A 16,336-nucleotide genomic window follows, 5' to 3' on the forward strand; every position below is an offset into this window, starting at 1 on the left:
AATAATCACTCTTTAGCACCGATATCTTCTAGGTAACCAAAGCGCTCTCCTGCTTTAGAATACGGAGCAGCAAAACGAGCACCGGCGGCACTATCATAATTAGCCCCTAGAGTCTCACACCACCCTTTTCCTATTGGCATCGCCGTTGGCACTGAGGAAACGGGAGGCAAATTCTCCTCGATCACTTGAGGCGTTTGATTGAGAATTTGCTGAGCAACAAACAGTACTCTACTACGTACATTTTTATCGGATAAACGATCTCTTTGTCCCCAAAGTATTTTCCAGTCATCGCAGGTGTATGCTTCTGTTTGGGGAACGCTTACAAAGGCCACTTCATTAATAGCGCCATATTTTTTGTGCATCATATAGTTTTCAAACAACGTTGCGACATCTTCTCGCTCGGTCGAATAGCCATAAAAGGCAGCGGCACCGTCTGTTTCAAATTCTCCTCCAGCCTGCTCTCCCGTTGAATTTCGCACTAGGTCCGTCATCGGTTTACCATGAAACGATGTCGCAGCCGCCTCAAGAAGCAGTTGCGACGTTAAACCATGTGTGGAGCTAAGCTGAGAGTAGATGTGATTGGCATCTTCAACCTCATTAAGGATAGTGCCACGGCTAGCGAGCTCAATTAGGTCGTGGGGTGGAAGCAAATCATTGGCATGTGCCAGTTCATGCGCCAACAGCCTAAACAGGCCGGGGGCAATCTTCTCTGCACTGCGAGTGCTATTTCGCATCGAATCATACTGATTGGAGACTGTTACATAGTTAAGTGTCTGGCCATAGACATAGCGAGACGCATTTTCGTACGTAAACTCCCGAGCGAACTCCTTACGATAATCGTCTTGTTGATGAATCGTTCTCCAATCGGAGTAATCTCGCCAAAGGTAACGCGCATCAATGTACATTGATGCCGTCCGTGAATGATAAAAAGAAGGACGGATGTCATAACTCAGGACTATCGTGTTCAGTGGTTTGAACAAATTCAGCAAATCTTGATCATTTATCGCTTTAAGCGCTGCGATAAAGCTTTCTGCCATCCATTGATGTGATACGAGCAGCCTGCTTTGAATCTCTTCAAGGGTTATATCATCAGCTCGATTAGCGCCGATTGGGCGTATTTTTTCCAACGAGCAAGACAGATTTTGTTTGTAAATCTTGGCACACTCGATGGCCGTGGTGGATAAATCACTCTCTTGGTAAGAATAAATTTTATTCAGTGAAGGATCCCCTTTGATGTTGGGGCTACCAAGCTCACCAGGGCCATCAGAAGATGATCCTGAGTTACACCCAGCCATCGTTGTTAGCAATGCACAAACCATTGCCAGTTTGGTCTTATTCATAACACTTTCCATTATTTTTCATTATTGTTTATCTCTTAAACACCTAAGCCATTGAGTAAATTCGCAAAAGCCAAAGCATCAAGAACGAAAGAAATTATTCACACCAAGAATGAATTACAATTAAATCCTCCTCAAATTATGAACTCACGCTTAAATTACTTAACTGACTTGTTTTTTGCCCTCGCAGCATCCATGTTAATCTCTAAATATTCGCGTAGTCAGGAACTTGAAATACCATGCGTATCCCTCGAATTTATCATCCAGAAACCATTCAACATCTAGGTGTTATCGCACTATGCGACGACGCTGCAGGCCATATCGGACGTGTATTACGCATGAAAGAAGGCCAAGAAGTCTTACTCTTTGACGGCAGTGGCGCTGAGTTTCCCGCCGTGATCAGTGAAGTGGGTAAGAAGAGTGTGATGGTCGAACTCAGTGAAAGGGTTGAGCGTAACAGTGAGTCCCCGCTCGATCTTCATCTTGGGCAGGTCATTTCCCGTGGTGAAAAAATGGAGTTCACTATCCAAAAATCGGTAGAGCTGGGTGTGAACACCATTACTCCGCTGATTTCTGACCGTTGTGGTGTGAAGCTAGATGAAAAACGTTTCGAGAAAAAACTCGCACAATGGCAAAAAATTGCGATCAGTGCGTGTGAGCAATGTGGCCGTAATACCATTCCTGAAATTCGCCCAATCATGTCTTTAGAAGCTTGGTGTGCAGAAGAGTACGATGGACTTAAACTCAATCTACACCCACGCGCAAAATACTCCATCAACACCCTGCCAGAGCCTGTCACAAAAGTACGCTTGCTGATTGGTCCTGAGGGCGGTCTCTCTTCTGAAGAGATCGACATGACACAACAATATCAATTCGAAGAAACGCTGCTAGGACCACGTGTATTGCGCACAGAAACGGCAGCGTTAACCGCAATTACCGCCTTACAGGTTCGTTTCGGCGATCTGGGATAACACGGAGAACAGTGATGATCAAACTCGGCATCGTAATGGATCCAATTTCGTCCATTAACATTAAAAAAGATTCTAGCTTCGCCATGATGCTAGAAGCTCAACGTCGCGGTTGGGAAATCCATTATATGGAGATGAATGATCTACACTTAGATCAAGGCGTTGCTATTGCTGACACCAAAGTGGTGCAACTGAAAGAAGATCCGAATGGTTGGTATGAGTTCACATCAGAACAAACCATCGAGTTGGCGGAACTGGATGCGGTCTTGATGCGTAAGGATCCTCCGTTTGATACGGAGTACATTTACGCGACGTACATTCTTGAGCGAGCAGAAGAGCAAGGCATCTTGGTCGTCAACAAGCCTCAAAGCTTACGCGATTGCAATGAGAAGCTCTTTACCGCTTGGTTCCCAGAACTAACGCCAACCACGATCGTGACGCGCAAAGCAGAGAAAATTAAAGCGTTTCGCCAAGAACATGGCGACATCATTTTAAAACCGCTGGATGGTATGGGTGGTGCTTCTATTTTCCGTGTGAAGGAGAATGATCCTAACGTTTCTGTGATCATCGAAACACTGACCAACCATGGCCAAAATTACGCAATGGCGCAAACTTTCGTGCCTGACATCAGCAACGGTGACAAACGCATTTTGGTGGTGGATGGCGAACCGATGCCTTATTGCTTAGCGCGTATTCCTGCGAAAGGGGAAACTCGTGGTAACTTGGCTGCAGGTGGCCGTGGCGAACCTCGTCCACTGAGCGAAACCGATCTAAAAATTGCTAACGCAGTGGCTCCAACATTAAAAGAAAAAGGGCTTATTTTTGTTGGCTTGGATGTGATAGGCGATAAACTGACGGAAATTAACGTCACCAGTCCAACCTGTATTCGCGAAATTGAAGCAGCCTTCGATATCTCGATTACTGGTAAACTAATGGACGCAATTGAACGTCGTTTACAAGCTCAAGCTTAAACATGGTGTACAGAGCCAGCAATGGCTCTGCTGTAACAGATTGGAGTCCTGTATGAACCTGACAAATCATTTTCTGGTTGCGATGCCGGGTATGAAAGATCCCTACTTTCAGCACAGCGTCATCTATATCTGTGAACACAATGAAGAAGGCGCAATGGGCTTAATGATCAACGCGCCTATTGATATCACCGTGGGCAAAATGCTCGAGCAAGTCGATGTCCAGCCTGTTCATCCTCAGTTGAACACCTCAAGTCTGACAAAGCCAGTCTACAATGGTGGGCCAGTCGCTGAAGATCGCGGCTTCATTCTCCATAGACCGAAAGATTTCTATGAGTCGAGCTTGCAAATGACCGAGCAGATCTCGGTTACCACCTCAAAAGATATTTTGACTGTGCTTGGCACAGAAGCGGAACCAAGCAGCTACATCGTCGCACTCGGTTACTCAGGCTGGAGTGCTGGGCAACTCGAAGCCGAGTTAGCGGAGAACTCGTGGCTCACAGTTGAAGCCAATCCTGATATTATTTTTGACACACCGATAGCAATGCGCTGGCAAAAAGCCGTGCAAATGCTTGGAATTCACGCGTCTCAGCTTTCCGATCAAGCTGGTCACGCTTAACCCGTTTGACTTAGGTTATTTATGTCTCGCACCATCATGGCATTCGATTTTGGCACCAAAAGCATTGGTAGTGCCATCGGCCAAGAAATTACTGGCACCGCATCACCACTGAAGGCTTTCAAAGCCAATGACGGCATTCCAAATTGGGATGAGATTGAAAAGCAAATCAAAGAGTGGCAACCCAATTTATTGGTGGTGGGATTGCCGACAGATTTACACGGCAAGGCCTTAGAAACCATTACTCCACGCGCGAAGAAGTTTGCTCAACGCCTACAAGGGCGCTTCGGTCTTCCGGTTGAGTTGCATGATGAACGCCTATCGACTACGGAAGCGCGTTCTGAGCTGTTCTCTATGGGCGGTTACAAAGCTTTGAGCAAAGGCAACGTCGATTGCCAATCTGCGGTAATTATTTTAGAGAGTTGGTTTGAAGCTCAGTGGGGCTAACTCACCGAAGACTCTTCACCTTCGCACTCCCTAAACAAAACGAGAGACTTCTGGTCTCTCGTTTTTTCATGGTGTTTTGGCACTGCCGAACTAATCCATATCAATCTTCACGTTTGCCAAAGAACCGGGAGTGCTAAGATCGCCTCGTTGTGTTTTCAACATTAAACGTAAGTCGTTCGCTGAGTCAGCACTGTGCAACGCGTCTTCCTCACTGATTTTTCCTTTCACCACTAATTTATAGAGTGATTGGTCAAAGGTCTGCATACCGACCTCTTTCGACTTCGCCATGGTCATTTTCAGCTCATGCAAATCGCCACGACGGATCAAATCCGACACGCGTGGGCTGTTCAGTAACACCTCGAACACACCGTGACGACCTTTACCATTTTTGTCACGAATCAACTGCTGACCCACCACCCCTTTTAGGTTCATGGAGAGATCAAACAAAAACTGCTCTTTTTGCTCTTTAGGCACCAAGTGTAAGATGCGTTCCAGCGCTTGGTTGGCGTTGTTGGCATGTAGCGTCGCCATACACAAGTGACCCGTTTCAGCAAACGTCATCGCGTATTCCATGGTTTCGCGACTGCGAATCTCACCGATCAGAATCATATCTGGCGCTTGACGCAGCGAGTTCTTCAATGCGACTTCATAGCTTTCCGTATCCAAGCCGACTTCTCGCTGGGTGACAATACAGCGTTTATGTTCGTGAACAAATTCAATTGGGTCTTCCACCGTCAAAATGTGTCCACCACGGTGGGTATTTCGATAGCCTGTCATCGCAGCCATGGTGGTCGATTTACCCGAGCCCGTTGCCCCCACCACCAGCACCAATCCACGCTTGGCAATCGCTAAGTCTTGCAAAACATGAGGCAGCTTAAGTTCCTCAAAGGTTGGAATGTTGGTTTCAATGCGGCGAATTACCGCACCAGGAAGCTCTCGTTGGTAGAAGGCACTGACACGAAAACGGCCCGAATCTCGTACAATGGCAAAGTTTGACTCGCGGCTTTTGCGAAAGTCAGCGCGCCGCTCTTCGTCCATCGCCCCATCCAGCAGTTGAGCTACTTCAATTTGCGATAATTTTTCGCCTTGCGGCCGCAGCTCACCATCGACACGAAACAGCACGGGGGCACCAACCGTGATATAAAGATCCGACGCTTTAAGCGTGATCATCCCTTCTAAAATCTTGTTTAAATCCATGCTCATTGCAGACCTCAGTTAAAACTGGATAGTTTCAATCTCAATTTTGGCGTCGACTTCTTCTTTGGCCACTTTGCCCTGTGCCATCAACTGACGCGCATTCTGTTCCATCGTCTGCATGCCGTGCGCAGCCCCTGTTTGGATAATGGAGTACATCTGTGCCACTTTATCTTCACGGATCAAGTTACGAATGGCAGGCGTCGCCATCATGATTTCATGACACGCCACTCGCCCGCCTCCAATGCGTTTCAGCAGTTTCTGGGCGATAACGGCGCGCAGTGATTCAGAAAGCATTGAGCGCACCATGTCTTTGTCACTGCCAGGGAACACATCAATAATACGGTCAATGGTTTTTGCTGCACTACTGGTGTGCAACGTACCAAACACCAAGTGGCCCGTTTCTGCCGCGGTGAGCGCTAGGCTGATGGTCTCTTGGTCACGTAACTCACCCACTAAAATCACATCCGGGTCTTCACGCAAGGCACTGCGCAACGCATTTTTAAAACTGTGAGTGTCGCGATGAACTTCGCGTTGGTTAATCAAACATTTCTGATTTTGGTGAACAAATTCAATCGGATCTTCAATGGTCAGAATGTGTTTGTTGTAGTTTCGGTTAATGTAATCCACCATCGCCGCTAACGTGGTTGATTTACCTGAACCTGTCGGCCCGGTGACCAGCACCAAGCCTTTTTCACACTTCGCAATTTTTTCAAAAATTTGCGGGCACTCAAGCTCTTCCAAGGTCGGGATATTGGTTGGAATGGTACGAAACACCGCAGAGCAGCCACGAGATTGGTTGAAGGCGTTAACACGAAAGCGACCTACGTTAGGCAATTCAAAGGAAAAATCGACTTCCAATTTCTCTTCAAACTCACTGCGCTGTGAATCGTTCATGATCTCAAAAACCAAACGATGCACATCAGCATGATTAAATGCGGGCACACCGAGCTTTCTTACATCGCCATCTATGCGTACCATAGGAGGCACACCCGCAGAAAGATGTAGATCTGATGCGTTATGTTTTACACTAAAATCCAGTAACTCAGTGATATCCATTATTTTTCCCTTAAAAGACTTGCGATGAACAGTATTCAACAAAACATTGAACATATCACCACACAGATTCACGACTCTACGCAAAAGTGTGGACGAGCTCGAGACTCAGTGCAACTTTTAGCGGTCAGTAAAACCAAACCTGTCGAGGCGATTCTCGAAGCCTATCATGCTGGTCAAAGGGCTTTTGGTGAGAACTACGTGCAAGAAGGCGTAGAAAAAGTCCGATTTTTTGCCGAGCAACACCCTGAGAAATCCATCGAGTGGCATTTCATCGGTCCTATTCAATCGAATAAAAGTCGCTTAGTGGCGGAGCACTTTGCGTGGGTACATACCATTGATCGTGACAAAATCGCTCAACGTTTAAATGATCAACGCCCAGCAGAGCTCCCACCACTGCAAGTGCTGATCCAAGTGAACACCAGCGGCGAAGCCTCTAAGTCAGGTGTATCCGGTGAGGAAATATTTGCACTTGCTGAGTTGATTTCACGCTTGCCCAACCTCACTTTAAGGGGGTTGATGTCAATCCCTGAAAACGTCGATGACCACGCTGCTCAGTTAGCGGCATTCCAACCGCTTGCTGAGCTACAACAACGCTTAGCTCAACGCTATCCAAGCGTGGATACTTTATCGATGGGCATGAGCGGCGACATGGATGCCGCCATCGAATCAGGTTCAACCATGGTGCGTATTGGCACCGCCATTTTTGGCCATCGCGATTACAGCAATAAAGCGTAACTCGGCGACTTTTACTTACTAGCGGAACAGAAATATGGAACATAAGAACATCGCTTTTATCGGTGCTGGCAATATGGTGAGAGCCATTGTCTCTGGCTTAGTGGCGGACGGTTACCCTGCCGATAGAATCACCGCCACCGCACCCAGCGAGACGCGTCGTTTGCCCCTTGAGCAGCAGTTTGGCATTCAGACCACCAGCGATAATTTTATGGCAGCCACGCAAGCAGACGTGATCGTCCTTTCTGTGAAACCGCAAATGATGGAAGAAGTGTGCAAACCGCTACAATCCATCGACTTCTCCAATAAGCTGGTTATTTCGATTGCTGCTGGCATTAGCTGCGCGCGATTAAATGACATGCTGGCCACTCAACTCAACTTAGTGCGCGTCATGCCCAATACCCCATCGCAACTCAGGTTAGGCATGAGCGGCTTATATGCTCCAACCTCAGTGGCAGAGCAAGATCGCCACTTTGCCGAACAGTTGATGCAAGCGGTCGGCAAAACCTGCTGGGTCGATGAAGAATCTGGCATTAATCATGTCATTGCGGCGGCAGGCAGTGCTCCTGCGTATTTCTTCCTCTTTATGGAAGCCATGCAAGCTGAAGCGATGGCACAAGGATTTGATAAGCAAACCGCTCGTTTGCTGGTTCAGCAATCCGCATTGGGGGCGGCCAGTATGGTGGTGGAAAACCCAGACACCGAACTGGCGACTCTACGCGAGAACGTCACCTCCAAAGGAGGGACGACCGCCGAAGCATTACGTACTTTCAATGAACATCAACTCTCTGATATCGTAGCCAAGGCCATGCAAGCGGCAGTGGCTCGTGCGCAAGAGATGGAAAAACTGTTTTAATCACCTGGCTGCTTAGCAGCTCTACGTTTTGAGGGGCATCTATGAATGCAATGAGTTTTCTGATTTCGACGCTGTTTGATCTCTATATCATGGTCGTGATCTTACGAATTTGGCTGCAAGCCGCGCGTGCGGATTTTTACAATCCATTTTCGCAATTTATCGTCAAAGCAACCCAACCCGTAATCGGCCCGCTGCGCCGTGTGATCCCATCCATTGGTAGTCTAGATCTGGCAACCGTATTGTTTGCCTACGTCTTGTGTGTGTTGAAGTTTGTTGCGCTGATCCTGATTGCTTCTGGTGGTTCCGTCACCTTTAGTGCCGATTTCCTCTACCTTGGTTTACTGTCACTGGTGAAAGCCGCTGGTGGTCTGTTGTTCTGGGTACTGTTGATTCGTGCGATTCTGAGCTGGGTGAGCCAAGGTCGCAGCCCTATCGAATACGTGTTCCATCAATTAACTGAACCTATGCTGGCACCGATTCGTCGTATTTTGCCCGCCATGGGGGGCTTTGACTTAAGCGTGCTAGTGCTGTTCATCGCTCTGCAATTCGCTAACTTCTTGATGGGCGATGTGATTGGCCCGATTTGGTATCAGTTGTAATGAGCCAAGCGGTTTGGCTTGATGGTGAGGATGTGGTGCTTCGTCTCTACATCCAACCCAAAGCAAGTCGTGATAAAATCCTTGGCTTGCATGGTGATGAACTGAAAATTGCCATCACCGCGCCCCCCGTCGATGGGAAAGCAAATGGGCATTTAACCAAGTTACTGGGTAAGTGGTTTAAAGTTGCTAAAAGTCTGGTCACGATAGAAAAAGGAGAACTCGGACGGCACAAACAAGTGCGTGTTCACGCTCCACAACAAATACCAGACGAAGTAAAAGCCATCTTGTGATGGCTTTTTGTTTACCGCCAATAACGAGTAAGGAAGTCTACAATGAACAAATGGATGGTTGCATTACTGAGTTGTCTGATGGCTCTACCAACATGGGCAGAACAATTCAAAACCATTAAAGATGCGGAAGTGCATTACGTCGCATTCAATTCCACCTTTTTAACCCCAAAAGTGGCGAGAAGCTATGGGCTAAAACGTAACGAATACAGTGCCATTATCAACATCAGTGTGTTGGACAAAAGCCGTGTAGGAAAACCAGCACTCGACGCCACCATATCGGGCCAAGCCAAGAATTTACTCGGCCAGATTCGTACTCTGGAATTTAAGCGTGTCCAAGAAGGGAGCGCGATTTATTATTTAGCGGAGTTGCCGATCAGCCACGAAGAGACCCTGACCTTCGATCTTGATGTCAACGCAGGCATCAAAGGCGCAGGCAAACTCAAATTTACCCAAAAGTTTTATGTTGAAGAATAACGAGAACACCATGAAAAAGATCGTATTAGCCACAGGTAACCAAGGCAAAGTTCGCGAAATGGCAGACCTACTTGCCGATTTCGGTTTTGATGTCGTCGCACAAAGCGAATTCAATGTGTCTGAAGTGGCTGAAACGGGCACAACTTTCATTGAAAATGCCATCATCAAGGCGCGTCACGCCGCTAAAGAGACCGGGCTTGCAGCGATTGCGGATGATTCAGGTTTAGAAGTGGATTTTCTTCAGGGCGCTCCAGGAATTTACTCTGCACGTTACGCAGGAGAGAAAGCCTCAGATCAAGAGAACCTAGAAAAGCTCTTAAAAGCGATGGAAGGCGTGCCAGAAGCGCAACGCACCGCGCGTTTCCATTGCGTGTTGGTGTTGATGCGCCACGAAAACGACCCAACCCCTATTGTCTGCCACGGCAAATGGGAAGGCCGCATTCTAACGCAAGCACACGGTGACAATGGCTTTGGCTACGACCCCATCTTCTTCGTCCCAGAAGACAACTGCGCTTCTGCCGAGCTTGAACCTGCGCGCAAGAAACAACTCTCTCATCGTGGCAAAGCGTTGAAACAGCTTTTTGCTACGCTACGTGAACAGCCTTTGGTGTAAGGTACTCGCATGTTAACGCCCCCAGCACTCAGTTTGTATGTTCACATCCCATGGTGTGTACAAAAGTGCCCTTATTGCGACTTCAACTCTCACGCACTCAAAGAGCAGATTCCAGAGCAGATGTACATCAATGCGCTGCTGGAAGATCTTGACCGTGACATCGAAAAGTATCAGCTTCACCGCGCACCAAGGCCACTGCACTCGATTTTTATCGGCGGTGGCACACCAAGCCTCATCTCAGCAGAAGGCATTCGAGATCTTTTGCAAGGGATCGAAAAACGCATTCCCTTTACGCCTTCGATCGAGATCACCATGGAAGCCAATCCCGGCACCATCGAAGCGGAGCGTTTTGCCGGCTATCGCAAAGCAGGGATCACACGCATATCCATCGGCGTACAAAGTTTTGAGCAGCAAAAGCTTGAGCGTTTGGGACGTATTCACGGCCAAGATGAAGCCGTGAACGCAGCGAGACTGGCTCATCAAATTGGCTTGAACAGTTTTAACCTCGATCTCATGCACGGTTTGCCCGATCAAAGCATCGAACAAGCTCTGGCCGATCTGGACAAAGCGATTGAGCTTAATCCGCCTCATCTTTCTTGGTACCAGCTCACCATTGAGCCAAATACCATGTTCTACTACAAGCCGCCGGTTCTCCCCGACGACGACCAGTTGTGGGACATCTTTGAGCAAGGCCATCAGAAACTCACACAAGCAGGATACGTGCAGTACGAGATTTCCGGTTACAGCAAACCCGGTTATCAATGTCAGCACAATCTTAACTACTGGCGCTTTGGCGATTACTTAGGGATTGGCTGTGGCTCACACGGCAAACTGAGCTTTGCTGACGGGCGCATCATTCGCACCACCAAAATTAAGCATCCGAAGGGCTACTTGGCGGCGCATCAAAATATGGTCAAACCTTATCTTGATAGCGAACAGTTGGTCGAAGAGATCGATCGTCCGTTTGAGTTCTTTATGAATCGCTTTAGATTGATGGAAGCGTGCCCGAAACAAGATTTTATTGACACAACCGGGCTACCACTGAGTTTTATCGAGACAACCATTCAATGGGCCGTTGAGATGGGCTATTTGAATGACAACGAAACCAGTTGGCAAATCACAGAGAAAGGTAAGCTGTTCCTAAACGACTTGCTCGAAGCGTTTATGGCTGAAGAAGATTAAGCCAGTTCGATAAATGACAAAAGGGTTGGCGCACGGACACCAACCCTTTCCTTTATTCATGACATCGCTTCTTTAGAAAATCGAACGCCCAATTCGCTCAGAAAGCAACTCTAGCGCTTTCGTGCCCGCTAACGAGTTTCCTGAAGGGTCTAACTCTGGTGACCAAACCGCAATGGTCATCTCCCCCGGCACGATGGCGATGATCCCACCGCCCACGCCCGATTTGCCTGGCATCCCCACACGATACGCAAACTCCCCCGCCCCATCGTACAAGCCACAAGTGGCTAATAAGGCATTAAGCTGTTTGGTTTGCACAGGGCTAATAATGCGTTGGTCTGTGTGTACCGACACGCCTTTGTTGGCTAAATAACTAAAGGTCTTCGCCAAATCGACGCAACTCATTTTTAACGCACAGGCATGAAAATAGTTATGTAGAACAGGGATAACGTCATTCTCAAAATTGCCAAATGAACGCATCAGATAAGCAATGGCCGCATTGCGGTCGCTGTGCATCATTTCAGAAGCAGCCACCACTTTGTCGTAACAGATATGCGTTTCACCTGAAAGCTGACGGACAAATTCCAGCAAACGCTGGCGTGGCGCAGATAAACGGCTGGCGAGCAGATCGGCCACCACTATCGCCCCCGCATTAATGAACGGGTTGCGCGGAATACCCTGTTCCATTTCTAACTGAATCAGCGAATTAAACGCTTGCCCAGAAGGCTCCTTACCCACTCGACGCCAAATTTCGTCCGGCTGATATAGGCCCATGGCAAGCGTTAAACTCAGCGCTTTAGAAATGGATTGTATCGAGAACGCCTCATCGGCATCTCCCGCTTTGATCACCTCACCTTGATTGGTGTACACCGCGATAGCAAGCTTATGCGCTGGCACTCGGGCCAAAGCAGGAATATAGTTGGCGACTTTCCCACGCCCAATCAAAGGGCGAACTTCATGCAAAATTTCGTTGAGCAGTTCTTTTGTTGGCTTCATGACAGACTTTACCAAACCATTATTGTGTTTATTGTAGGGTCAAAAAAGCCAACATTTCTCAATGTTGGCTCTTCTTTTTCGCAGTGTGCTGATTTTATAAAAACCAGTCAAACAATAAATCCGCGATTAGCTCACTCGCTTAAATTTAATATCCCACACACCGTGGCCAAGACGATGACCACGCGCTTCGAATTTGGTCAGCGGACGCTCTTCAGGGCGTGGAATATAATCGCCTTCTTGGGCAATATTGCTGTAACCTGGCGCTTGGTTCATGATTTCAATCATGTGCTCAGCGTAGTTTTCCCAATCCGTCGCCATATGGAAGATACCTTCATTCGGGATCAGCTTTTGACGAACCATTTCCGCAAACTCAAGCTGTACAATACGACGCTTGTGATGGCGCTTTTTGTGCCATGGGTCTGGGAAGAACAATTGCAACGTCGCTAGGCTGTCGTTCGGAATCATGTGCTCAAACACTTCAACCGCATCATGACACATCACACGCAGATTGGTGATGCCTGCGTCACGAGCGTCTGACAGACAGGCACCAACGCCAGGGCTGTGCACTTCAATACCAAAGAAGTTCTTTTCTGGGGCATTTTTCGCCATTTCAACCAAAGAAGCGCCCATACCAAAGCCAATTTCAAGCACGACAGGATTATCGTTACCAAATACCTCTTTCCAATCAAGAAGTTGCTTTTGGTAATCGATGCCCATTGTTGGCCAGCACTCTTTCATCGCATTTTCTTGACCTTTGGTTAAACGGCCTTCGCGACGAACAAAACTGCGGATTTTGCGGATCAGCTTGCCGTCTTCATTGTATTCGTTAGTGGTGACTTCACTCATGGATTCTGCCTGCACATTGATTAATCAAAGCGGGGATTATCCAAAGAATTTTCTTTGGTGCAAGTGTTATCAATAAAAACCATTATCCCCACACTTTGTCGGTTGTACTTTCACCACAATCTGTGGTGCAATTTTGCCTACAAATAATAGAACACAGAGCATGTCGTGACACCTTTTGCCAGCGCCATTTTGAAATGGTATGACGCCTACGGAAGAAAAAACCTTCCTTGGCAACACAATAAGAGCGCCTACAGCGTTTGGTTATCGGAAATTATGCTGCAACAAACGCAAGTTGCGACCGTGATTCCCTATTACCAACGTTTTTTACAGCGCTTCCCGAGCGTGGTTGATCTCGCTAACGCCGAGCAAGATGAGGTGCTTCATCTCTGGACGGGGTTAGGCTACTACGCTCGCGCACGCAATCTGCACAAAGCCGCAAAAATGGTGGCCGAGCAATATCATGGTGAATTTCCATTGGAACTGGAGCAGATGAATGCCCTGCCGGGGATTGGCCGCTCCACCGCCGCTGCCGTGCTCTCTTCGGTTCACAAACAGCCACATGCCATTCTTGATGGCAATGTGAAACGCACCTTATCTCGCGCCTTTGCCGTTGAAGGTTGGCCTGGGCAAAAAACGGTCGAAAACCAATTGTGGCAATTAGCGGAAGCACACACACCCAATACCGATGTCGATAAATACAACCAAGCGATGATGGATATGGGGGCAATGGTCTGCACACGCAGCAAACCCAAATGCACATTGTGCCCTGTGGCCGAGCTATGCCAAGCCAACAAACAAGGTAACCCACTGGACTACCCCGGTAAAAAGCCTAAAAAAGAGAAACCCGTGAAAGAAACGTGGTTTGCCATGCTGCACTACAACAATCAAGTGTGGTTAGAACAAAGGCCACAAAGTGGCATTTGGGGCGGATTGTTTTGCTTTCCGCAAAATGAGCATGCACAACTTGAAGCACTGCTCGAGAAGCGAGGCATAAAAGAGAGTGATATTCGCACACAAAAAACCTTAATTGCTTTTCGCCATACTTTTAGCCATTACCATCTCGACATCACCCCGATTTTGCTGGACCTATCAAAGCAACCTGACATGGTGATGGAAGCCAGCAATGGTCTTTGGTATAACTTAGCCAATCCCGAAGAAGTTGGGTTAGCGGCTCCCGTCAAACAATTGCTGGAGAGCTTGCCCCATGAACTTCGTTAATGCTTTATTTAAGGAGTCATTATGAGCCACACTGTGTTTTGTGCTCGTCTAAACAAAGAAGCTGATGGTTTAGATTTTCAGTTGTACCCAGGAGAGCTTGGAAAGCGCATATTTGACAACATTTCTAAAGAAGCTTGGGGTCAGTGGCAGCATAAGCAAACCATGTTGATCAATGAGAAAAAGCTCAACATGATGGATCCTGAACATCGAAAATTGCTCGAAACTGAAATGGTCAACTTCCTCTTTGAAGGTAAAGAAGTCCATATCGAAGGTTACACACCACCGAGCAAATAATCTGGTTTTCTTCATGGTTAATCAATGACATCATAGCCAACGCTTTGATGTCATTTTTTTAGGTTTGAATAGGTAAACGATGAATAAGTTTGGGTATTTTTTAGCAGCATTACTCCTCACCGGTTGTAGCCGCGAATTTATCGAAAACATCTATGACGTCAATTACCAACCGACCAACCGCTTTGCTAAAAATCTCGCAGAGCTGCCAGGACAATTCGAAAAAGACACGGCGGCACTGGATGCTTTGATCAACAGCTTCTCAGGCAATATTGAAAAACGCTGGGGGAGCCGAGAAATCAAAATGGCCGGCAAAAGTAACTATGTGAAATACATAGATAATTACCTCAGCCGCGCCGATGTTAACTTTACCAATGGTACCATTGTCATAGAGACCGTCTCACCAACGGAACCAGAACAGCATCTAAAAAATGCCATTATCACTACTCTGCTGACTCCAGATGATCCGGCCAATGTCGATCTTTTCTCCTCCAAAGAGATTCGTTTGGAAGGGCAACCTTTTCTCTATAATCAAGTGTTAGATCAAGACAAACAAGCTATCCAGTGGAGCTGGCGAGCCAATCGCTTTGCCGATTATCTGATCGCGAATAAACTCAAGACACGCACGGTTGATTTTAAGAAAGCCTACTACGTTGAAATACCCATGGTGGCAGACCACGTGGACAAACGCAGTTATAAATACGCCGATATCGTACGCCGCGCCTCAAGAAAGTACGACATTCCCGAAGATCTGATTTACGCCATCATCAAAACCGAAAGCAGTTTCAACCCTTATGCCGTGAGCTGGGCAAACGCCTATGGCTTAATGCAAGTCGTACCGAAAACCGCAGGCCGTGATGTGTTCAACTTGGTTAAAAATCGCAGTGGCGAACCTAGCCCGGAATATCTCTTTAACCCAGAAAACAATATCGACACCGGAACGGCCTATTTTTATCTGCTTAAAAATCGCTATCTAAAAGAGGTTAATCATCCAACATCGCTCGAGTACTCGATGATTTCTGCCTACAACGGTGGCACAGGTGGAGTACTCAACACCTTTAACCGTAATGATCGCAAACGGGCGATGCGCGACCTCAACTCACTGCAACCCAATCAAGTGTATTGGGCATTAACCAAAAAACACCCCAATGCGGAGGCTCGCCGTTATTTGGAAAAAGTAACCAAATTCAAGCAAGACTTTAACCAAGGAGCATCGCTTTAGTTGACGCATGTCTACTTTCTAAACACTCACGCTTTTTTTTGAATTTTTTTCCAAAAATCGGTTGACGAGCGAGATGAAAATCCGTTTAATAGCGCTCCGTTGCCCGGATAGCTCAGTCGGTAGAGCAGAGGATTGAAAATCCTCGTGTCGGTGGTTCGATTCCGCCTCCGGGCACCACGAATTAAAATCGTTGGTGCGAAATGTACGAGCGATAAAAATATAGTGTGCCGACTTAGCTCAGTAGGTAGAGCAACTGACTTGTAATCAGTAGGTCACCAGTTCGATTCCGGTAGTCGGCACCATTTACAATAACTCTTGTATAGCAAGAGAGACAGAATAGTTCCTCCTTAGCTCAGTCGGTAGAGCGACGGACTGTTAATCCGCAGGTCGCTGGTTCGAGCCCAGCAGGAGGAGCCACCTTTAAAAGCCAA

19 protein-coding genes and 3 tRNA genes are annotated in these 16,336 nt (G+C 47.4%); 17 read left to right on the forward strand and 5 right to left on the reverse strand.

The features are described 5' to 3' along the window. Nucleotides 1–5: 5 nt before the first annotated feature. Nucleotides 6–1,340: a hypothetical protein gene (locus CIK04_RS16975; protein ID WP_097353559.1), complete on the reverse strand. Its 1,335-nt coding sequence runs from the start codon at nt 1,338–1,340 to the stop codon at nt 6–8. A 236-nt stretch (nt 1,341–1,576) separates the two neighbouring features. Here CIK04_RS16975 and rsmE point away from each other — a divergent pair, with 236 nt between their 5' ends. From rsmE to ruvX, 4 genes are read left to right on the forward strand one after another with little or no spacing between them, the layout of a single operon-like run. Next, complete coding sequence (gene rsmE / locus CIK04_RS16980) at nt 1,577–2,308, forward strand: 16S rRNA (uracil(1498)-N(3))-methyltransferase (protein WP_017428735.1); 732 nt, start codon at nt 1,577–1,579, stop codon at nt 2,306–2,308. Nucleotides 2,309–2,322: 14 nt separating this feature from the next. Next, on the forward strand, nt 2,323–3,276 hold the full coding sequence (gene gshB / locus CIK04_RS16985) for a glutathione synthase (protein ID WP_097353560.1): 954 nt from the start codon (nt 2,323–2,325) through the stop codon (nt 3,274–3,276). A 52-nt stretch (nt 3,277–3,328) separates the two neighbouring features. Next, nucleotides 3,329–3,892 (forward strand): YqgE/AlgH family protein, encoded by a 564-nt coding sequence (locus CIK04_RS16990; RefSeq protein WP_011079465.1) that lies wholly within the window; start codon nt 3,329–3,331, stop codon nt 3,890–3,892. 21 nt (nt 3,893–3,913) lie between these two features. After that, nucleotides 3,914–4,336, forward strand: a complete 423-nt coding sequence (ruvX, locus tag CIK04_RS16995) for a Holliday junction resolvase RuvX (protein WP_011079464.1) — start codon at nt 3,914–3,916, stop codon at nt 4,334–4,336. A gap of 90 nt (nt 4,337–4,426) precedes the next feature. On the opposite strand, the gene CIK04_RS17000 is transcribed toward ruvX, so the two are convergent. Together CIK04_RS17000 and CIK04_RS17005 are read right to left on the reverse strand one after the other, a co-directional pair. Beyond that, nucleotides 4,427–5,533, reverse strand: a complete 1,107-nt coding sequence (locus CIK04_RS17000; RefSeq protein WP_039449206.1) for a PilT/PilU family type 4a pilus ATPase — start codon at nt 5,531–5,533, stop codon at nt 4,427–4,429. 18 nt (nt 5,534–5,551) lie between these two features. Then, nucleotides 5,552–6,589, reverse strand: coding sequence for a type IV pilus twitching motility protein PilT (locus tag CIK04_RS17005; protein WP_026050359.1), 1,038 nt, complete (start codon nt 6,587–6,589; stop codon nt 5,552–5,554). A gap of 24 nt (nt 6,590–6,613) precedes the next feature. Between CIK04_RS17005 and CIK04_RS17010 the strand changes: the two genes are divergently transcribed. Genes CIK04_RS17010 through hemW form a run of 7 tightly spaced genes read left to right on the forward strand, consistent with a single transcriptional unit; the run spans nt 6,614 to nt 11,335 of the window. Next, entirely contained in the window at nt 6,614–7,324 is a 711-nt protein-coding gene (locus CIK04_RS17010) for a YggS family pyridoxal phosphate-dependent enzyme (RefSeq protein WP_038969416.1), read from the forward strand. A gap of 34 nt (nt 7,325–7,358) precedes the next feature. Next, nucleotides 7,359–8,177, forward strand: coding sequence for a pyrroline-5-carboxylate reductase (gene proC, locus CIK04_RS17015; RefSeq protein ID WP_097353561.1), 819 nt, complete (start codon nt 7,359–7,361; stop codon nt 8,175–8,177). A 41-nt stretch (nt 8,178–8,218) separates the two neighbouring features. Continuing rightward, the gene (locus CIK04_RS17020; RefSeq protein ID WP_013571095.1) at nt 8,219–8,776 is read left to right on the forward strand and encodes a YggT family protein; all 558 of its coding nucleotides are present in this window, start codon (nt 8,219–8,221) and stop codon (nt 8,774–8,776) included. Then, nucleotides 8,776–9,066, forward strand: a complete 291-nt coding sequence (gene yggU, locus CIK04_RS17025; RefSeq protein WP_013571094.1) for a DUF167 family protein YggU — start codon at nt 8,776–8,778, stop codon at nt 9,064–9,066. Before CIK04_RS17020 ends, yggU begins: the two co-directional genes overlap by 1 nt. A gap of 42 nt (nt 9,067–9,108) precedes the next feature. Next, nucleotides 9,109–9,540, forward strand: coding sequence for a DUF4426 domain-containing protein (locus CIK04_RS17030; protein ID WP_038941482.1), 432 nt, complete (start codon nt 9,109–9,111; stop codon nt 9,538–9,540). Between the two features lie 10 nt (nt 9,541–9,550). Beyond that, entirely contained in the window at nt 9,551–10,153 is a 603-nt protein-coding gene (locus CIK04_RS17035; protein WP_038964745.1) for an XTP/dITP diphosphatase, read from the forward strand. Between the two features lie 9 nt (nt 10,154–10,162). Then, nucleotides 10,163–11,335 carry a radical SAM family heme chaperone HemW gene (gene hemW / locus CIK04_RS17040; RefSeq protein WP_097353562.1) on the forward strand — a complete coding sequence of 391 codons (1,173 nt, stop codon included), beginning with the start codon at nt 10,163–10,165 and terminating at the stop codon, nt 11,333–11,335. 72 nt (nt 11,336–11,407) lie between these two features. Here hemW and glsB read toward each other — a convergent pair whose 3' ends face one another. Beyond that, on the reverse strand, nt 11,408–12,328 hold the full coding sequence (glsB, locus tag CIK04_RS17045; RefSeq protein ID WP_045589549.1) for a glutaminase B: 921 nt from the start codon (nt 12,326–12,328) through the stop codon (nt 11,408–11,410). Nucleotides 12,329–12,454: 126 nt separating this feature from the next. Then, nucleotides 12,455–13,174 carry a tRNA (guanosine(46)-N7)-methyltransferase TrmB gene (trmB, locus tag CIK04_RS17050; RefSeq protein ID WP_026050362.1) on the reverse strand — a complete coding sequence of 240 codons (720 nt, stop codon included), beginning with the start codon at nt 13,172–13,174 and terminating at the stop codon, nt 12,455–12,457. Nucleotides 13,175–13,339: 165 nt separating this feature from the next. On the opposite strand from trmB, the gene mutY reads away from it, so the two are divergent. The 6 genes from mutY to CIK04_RS17080 all read left to right on the forward strand — a co-directional run bounded on the left by mutY (nt 13,340) and on the right by CIK04_RS17080 (nt 16,322). Further along, nucleotides 13,340–14,392: an A/G-specific adenine glycosylase gene (mutY, locus tag CIK04_RS17055; RefSeq protein WP_097353563.1), complete on the forward strand. Its 1,053-nt coding sequence runs from the start codon at nt 13,340–13,342 to the stop codon at nt 14,390–14,392. A 21-nt stretch (nt 14,393–14,413) separates the two neighbouring features. After that, nucleotides 14,414–14,686, forward strand: a complete 273-nt coding sequence (locus tag CIK04_RS17060; protein WP_097353564.1) for an oxidative damage protection protein — start codon at nt 14,414–14,416, stop codon at nt 14,684–14,686. Nucleotides 14,687–14,765: 79 nt separating this feature from the next. Further along, nucleotides 14,766–15,905 carry a membrane-bound lytic murein transglycosylase MltC gene (mltC, locus tag CIK04_RS17065; protein WP_038941486.1) on the forward strand — a complete coding sequence of 380 codons (1,140 nt, stop codon included), beginning with the start codon at nt 14,766–14,768 and terminating at the stop codon, nt 15,903–15,905. Nucleotides 15,906–16,006: 101 nt separating this feature from the next. Beyond that, nucleotides 16,007–16,082, forward strand: a tRNA-Phe gene (locus CIK04_RS17070). Between the two features lie 49 nt (nt 16,083–16,131). Continuing rightward, nucleotides 16,132–16,207: transfer RNA gene (locus tag CIK04_RS17075), tRNA-Thr, on the forward strand. Between the two features lie 39 nt (nt 16,208–16,246). Further along, a tRNA-Asn gene (locus CIK04_RS17080) sits at nt 16,247–16,322 on the forward strand. Nucleotides 16,323–16,336: the final 14 nt, after the last annotated feature.

It is taken from the genome of Vibrio sp. 03_296 (assembly GCF_002265885.1).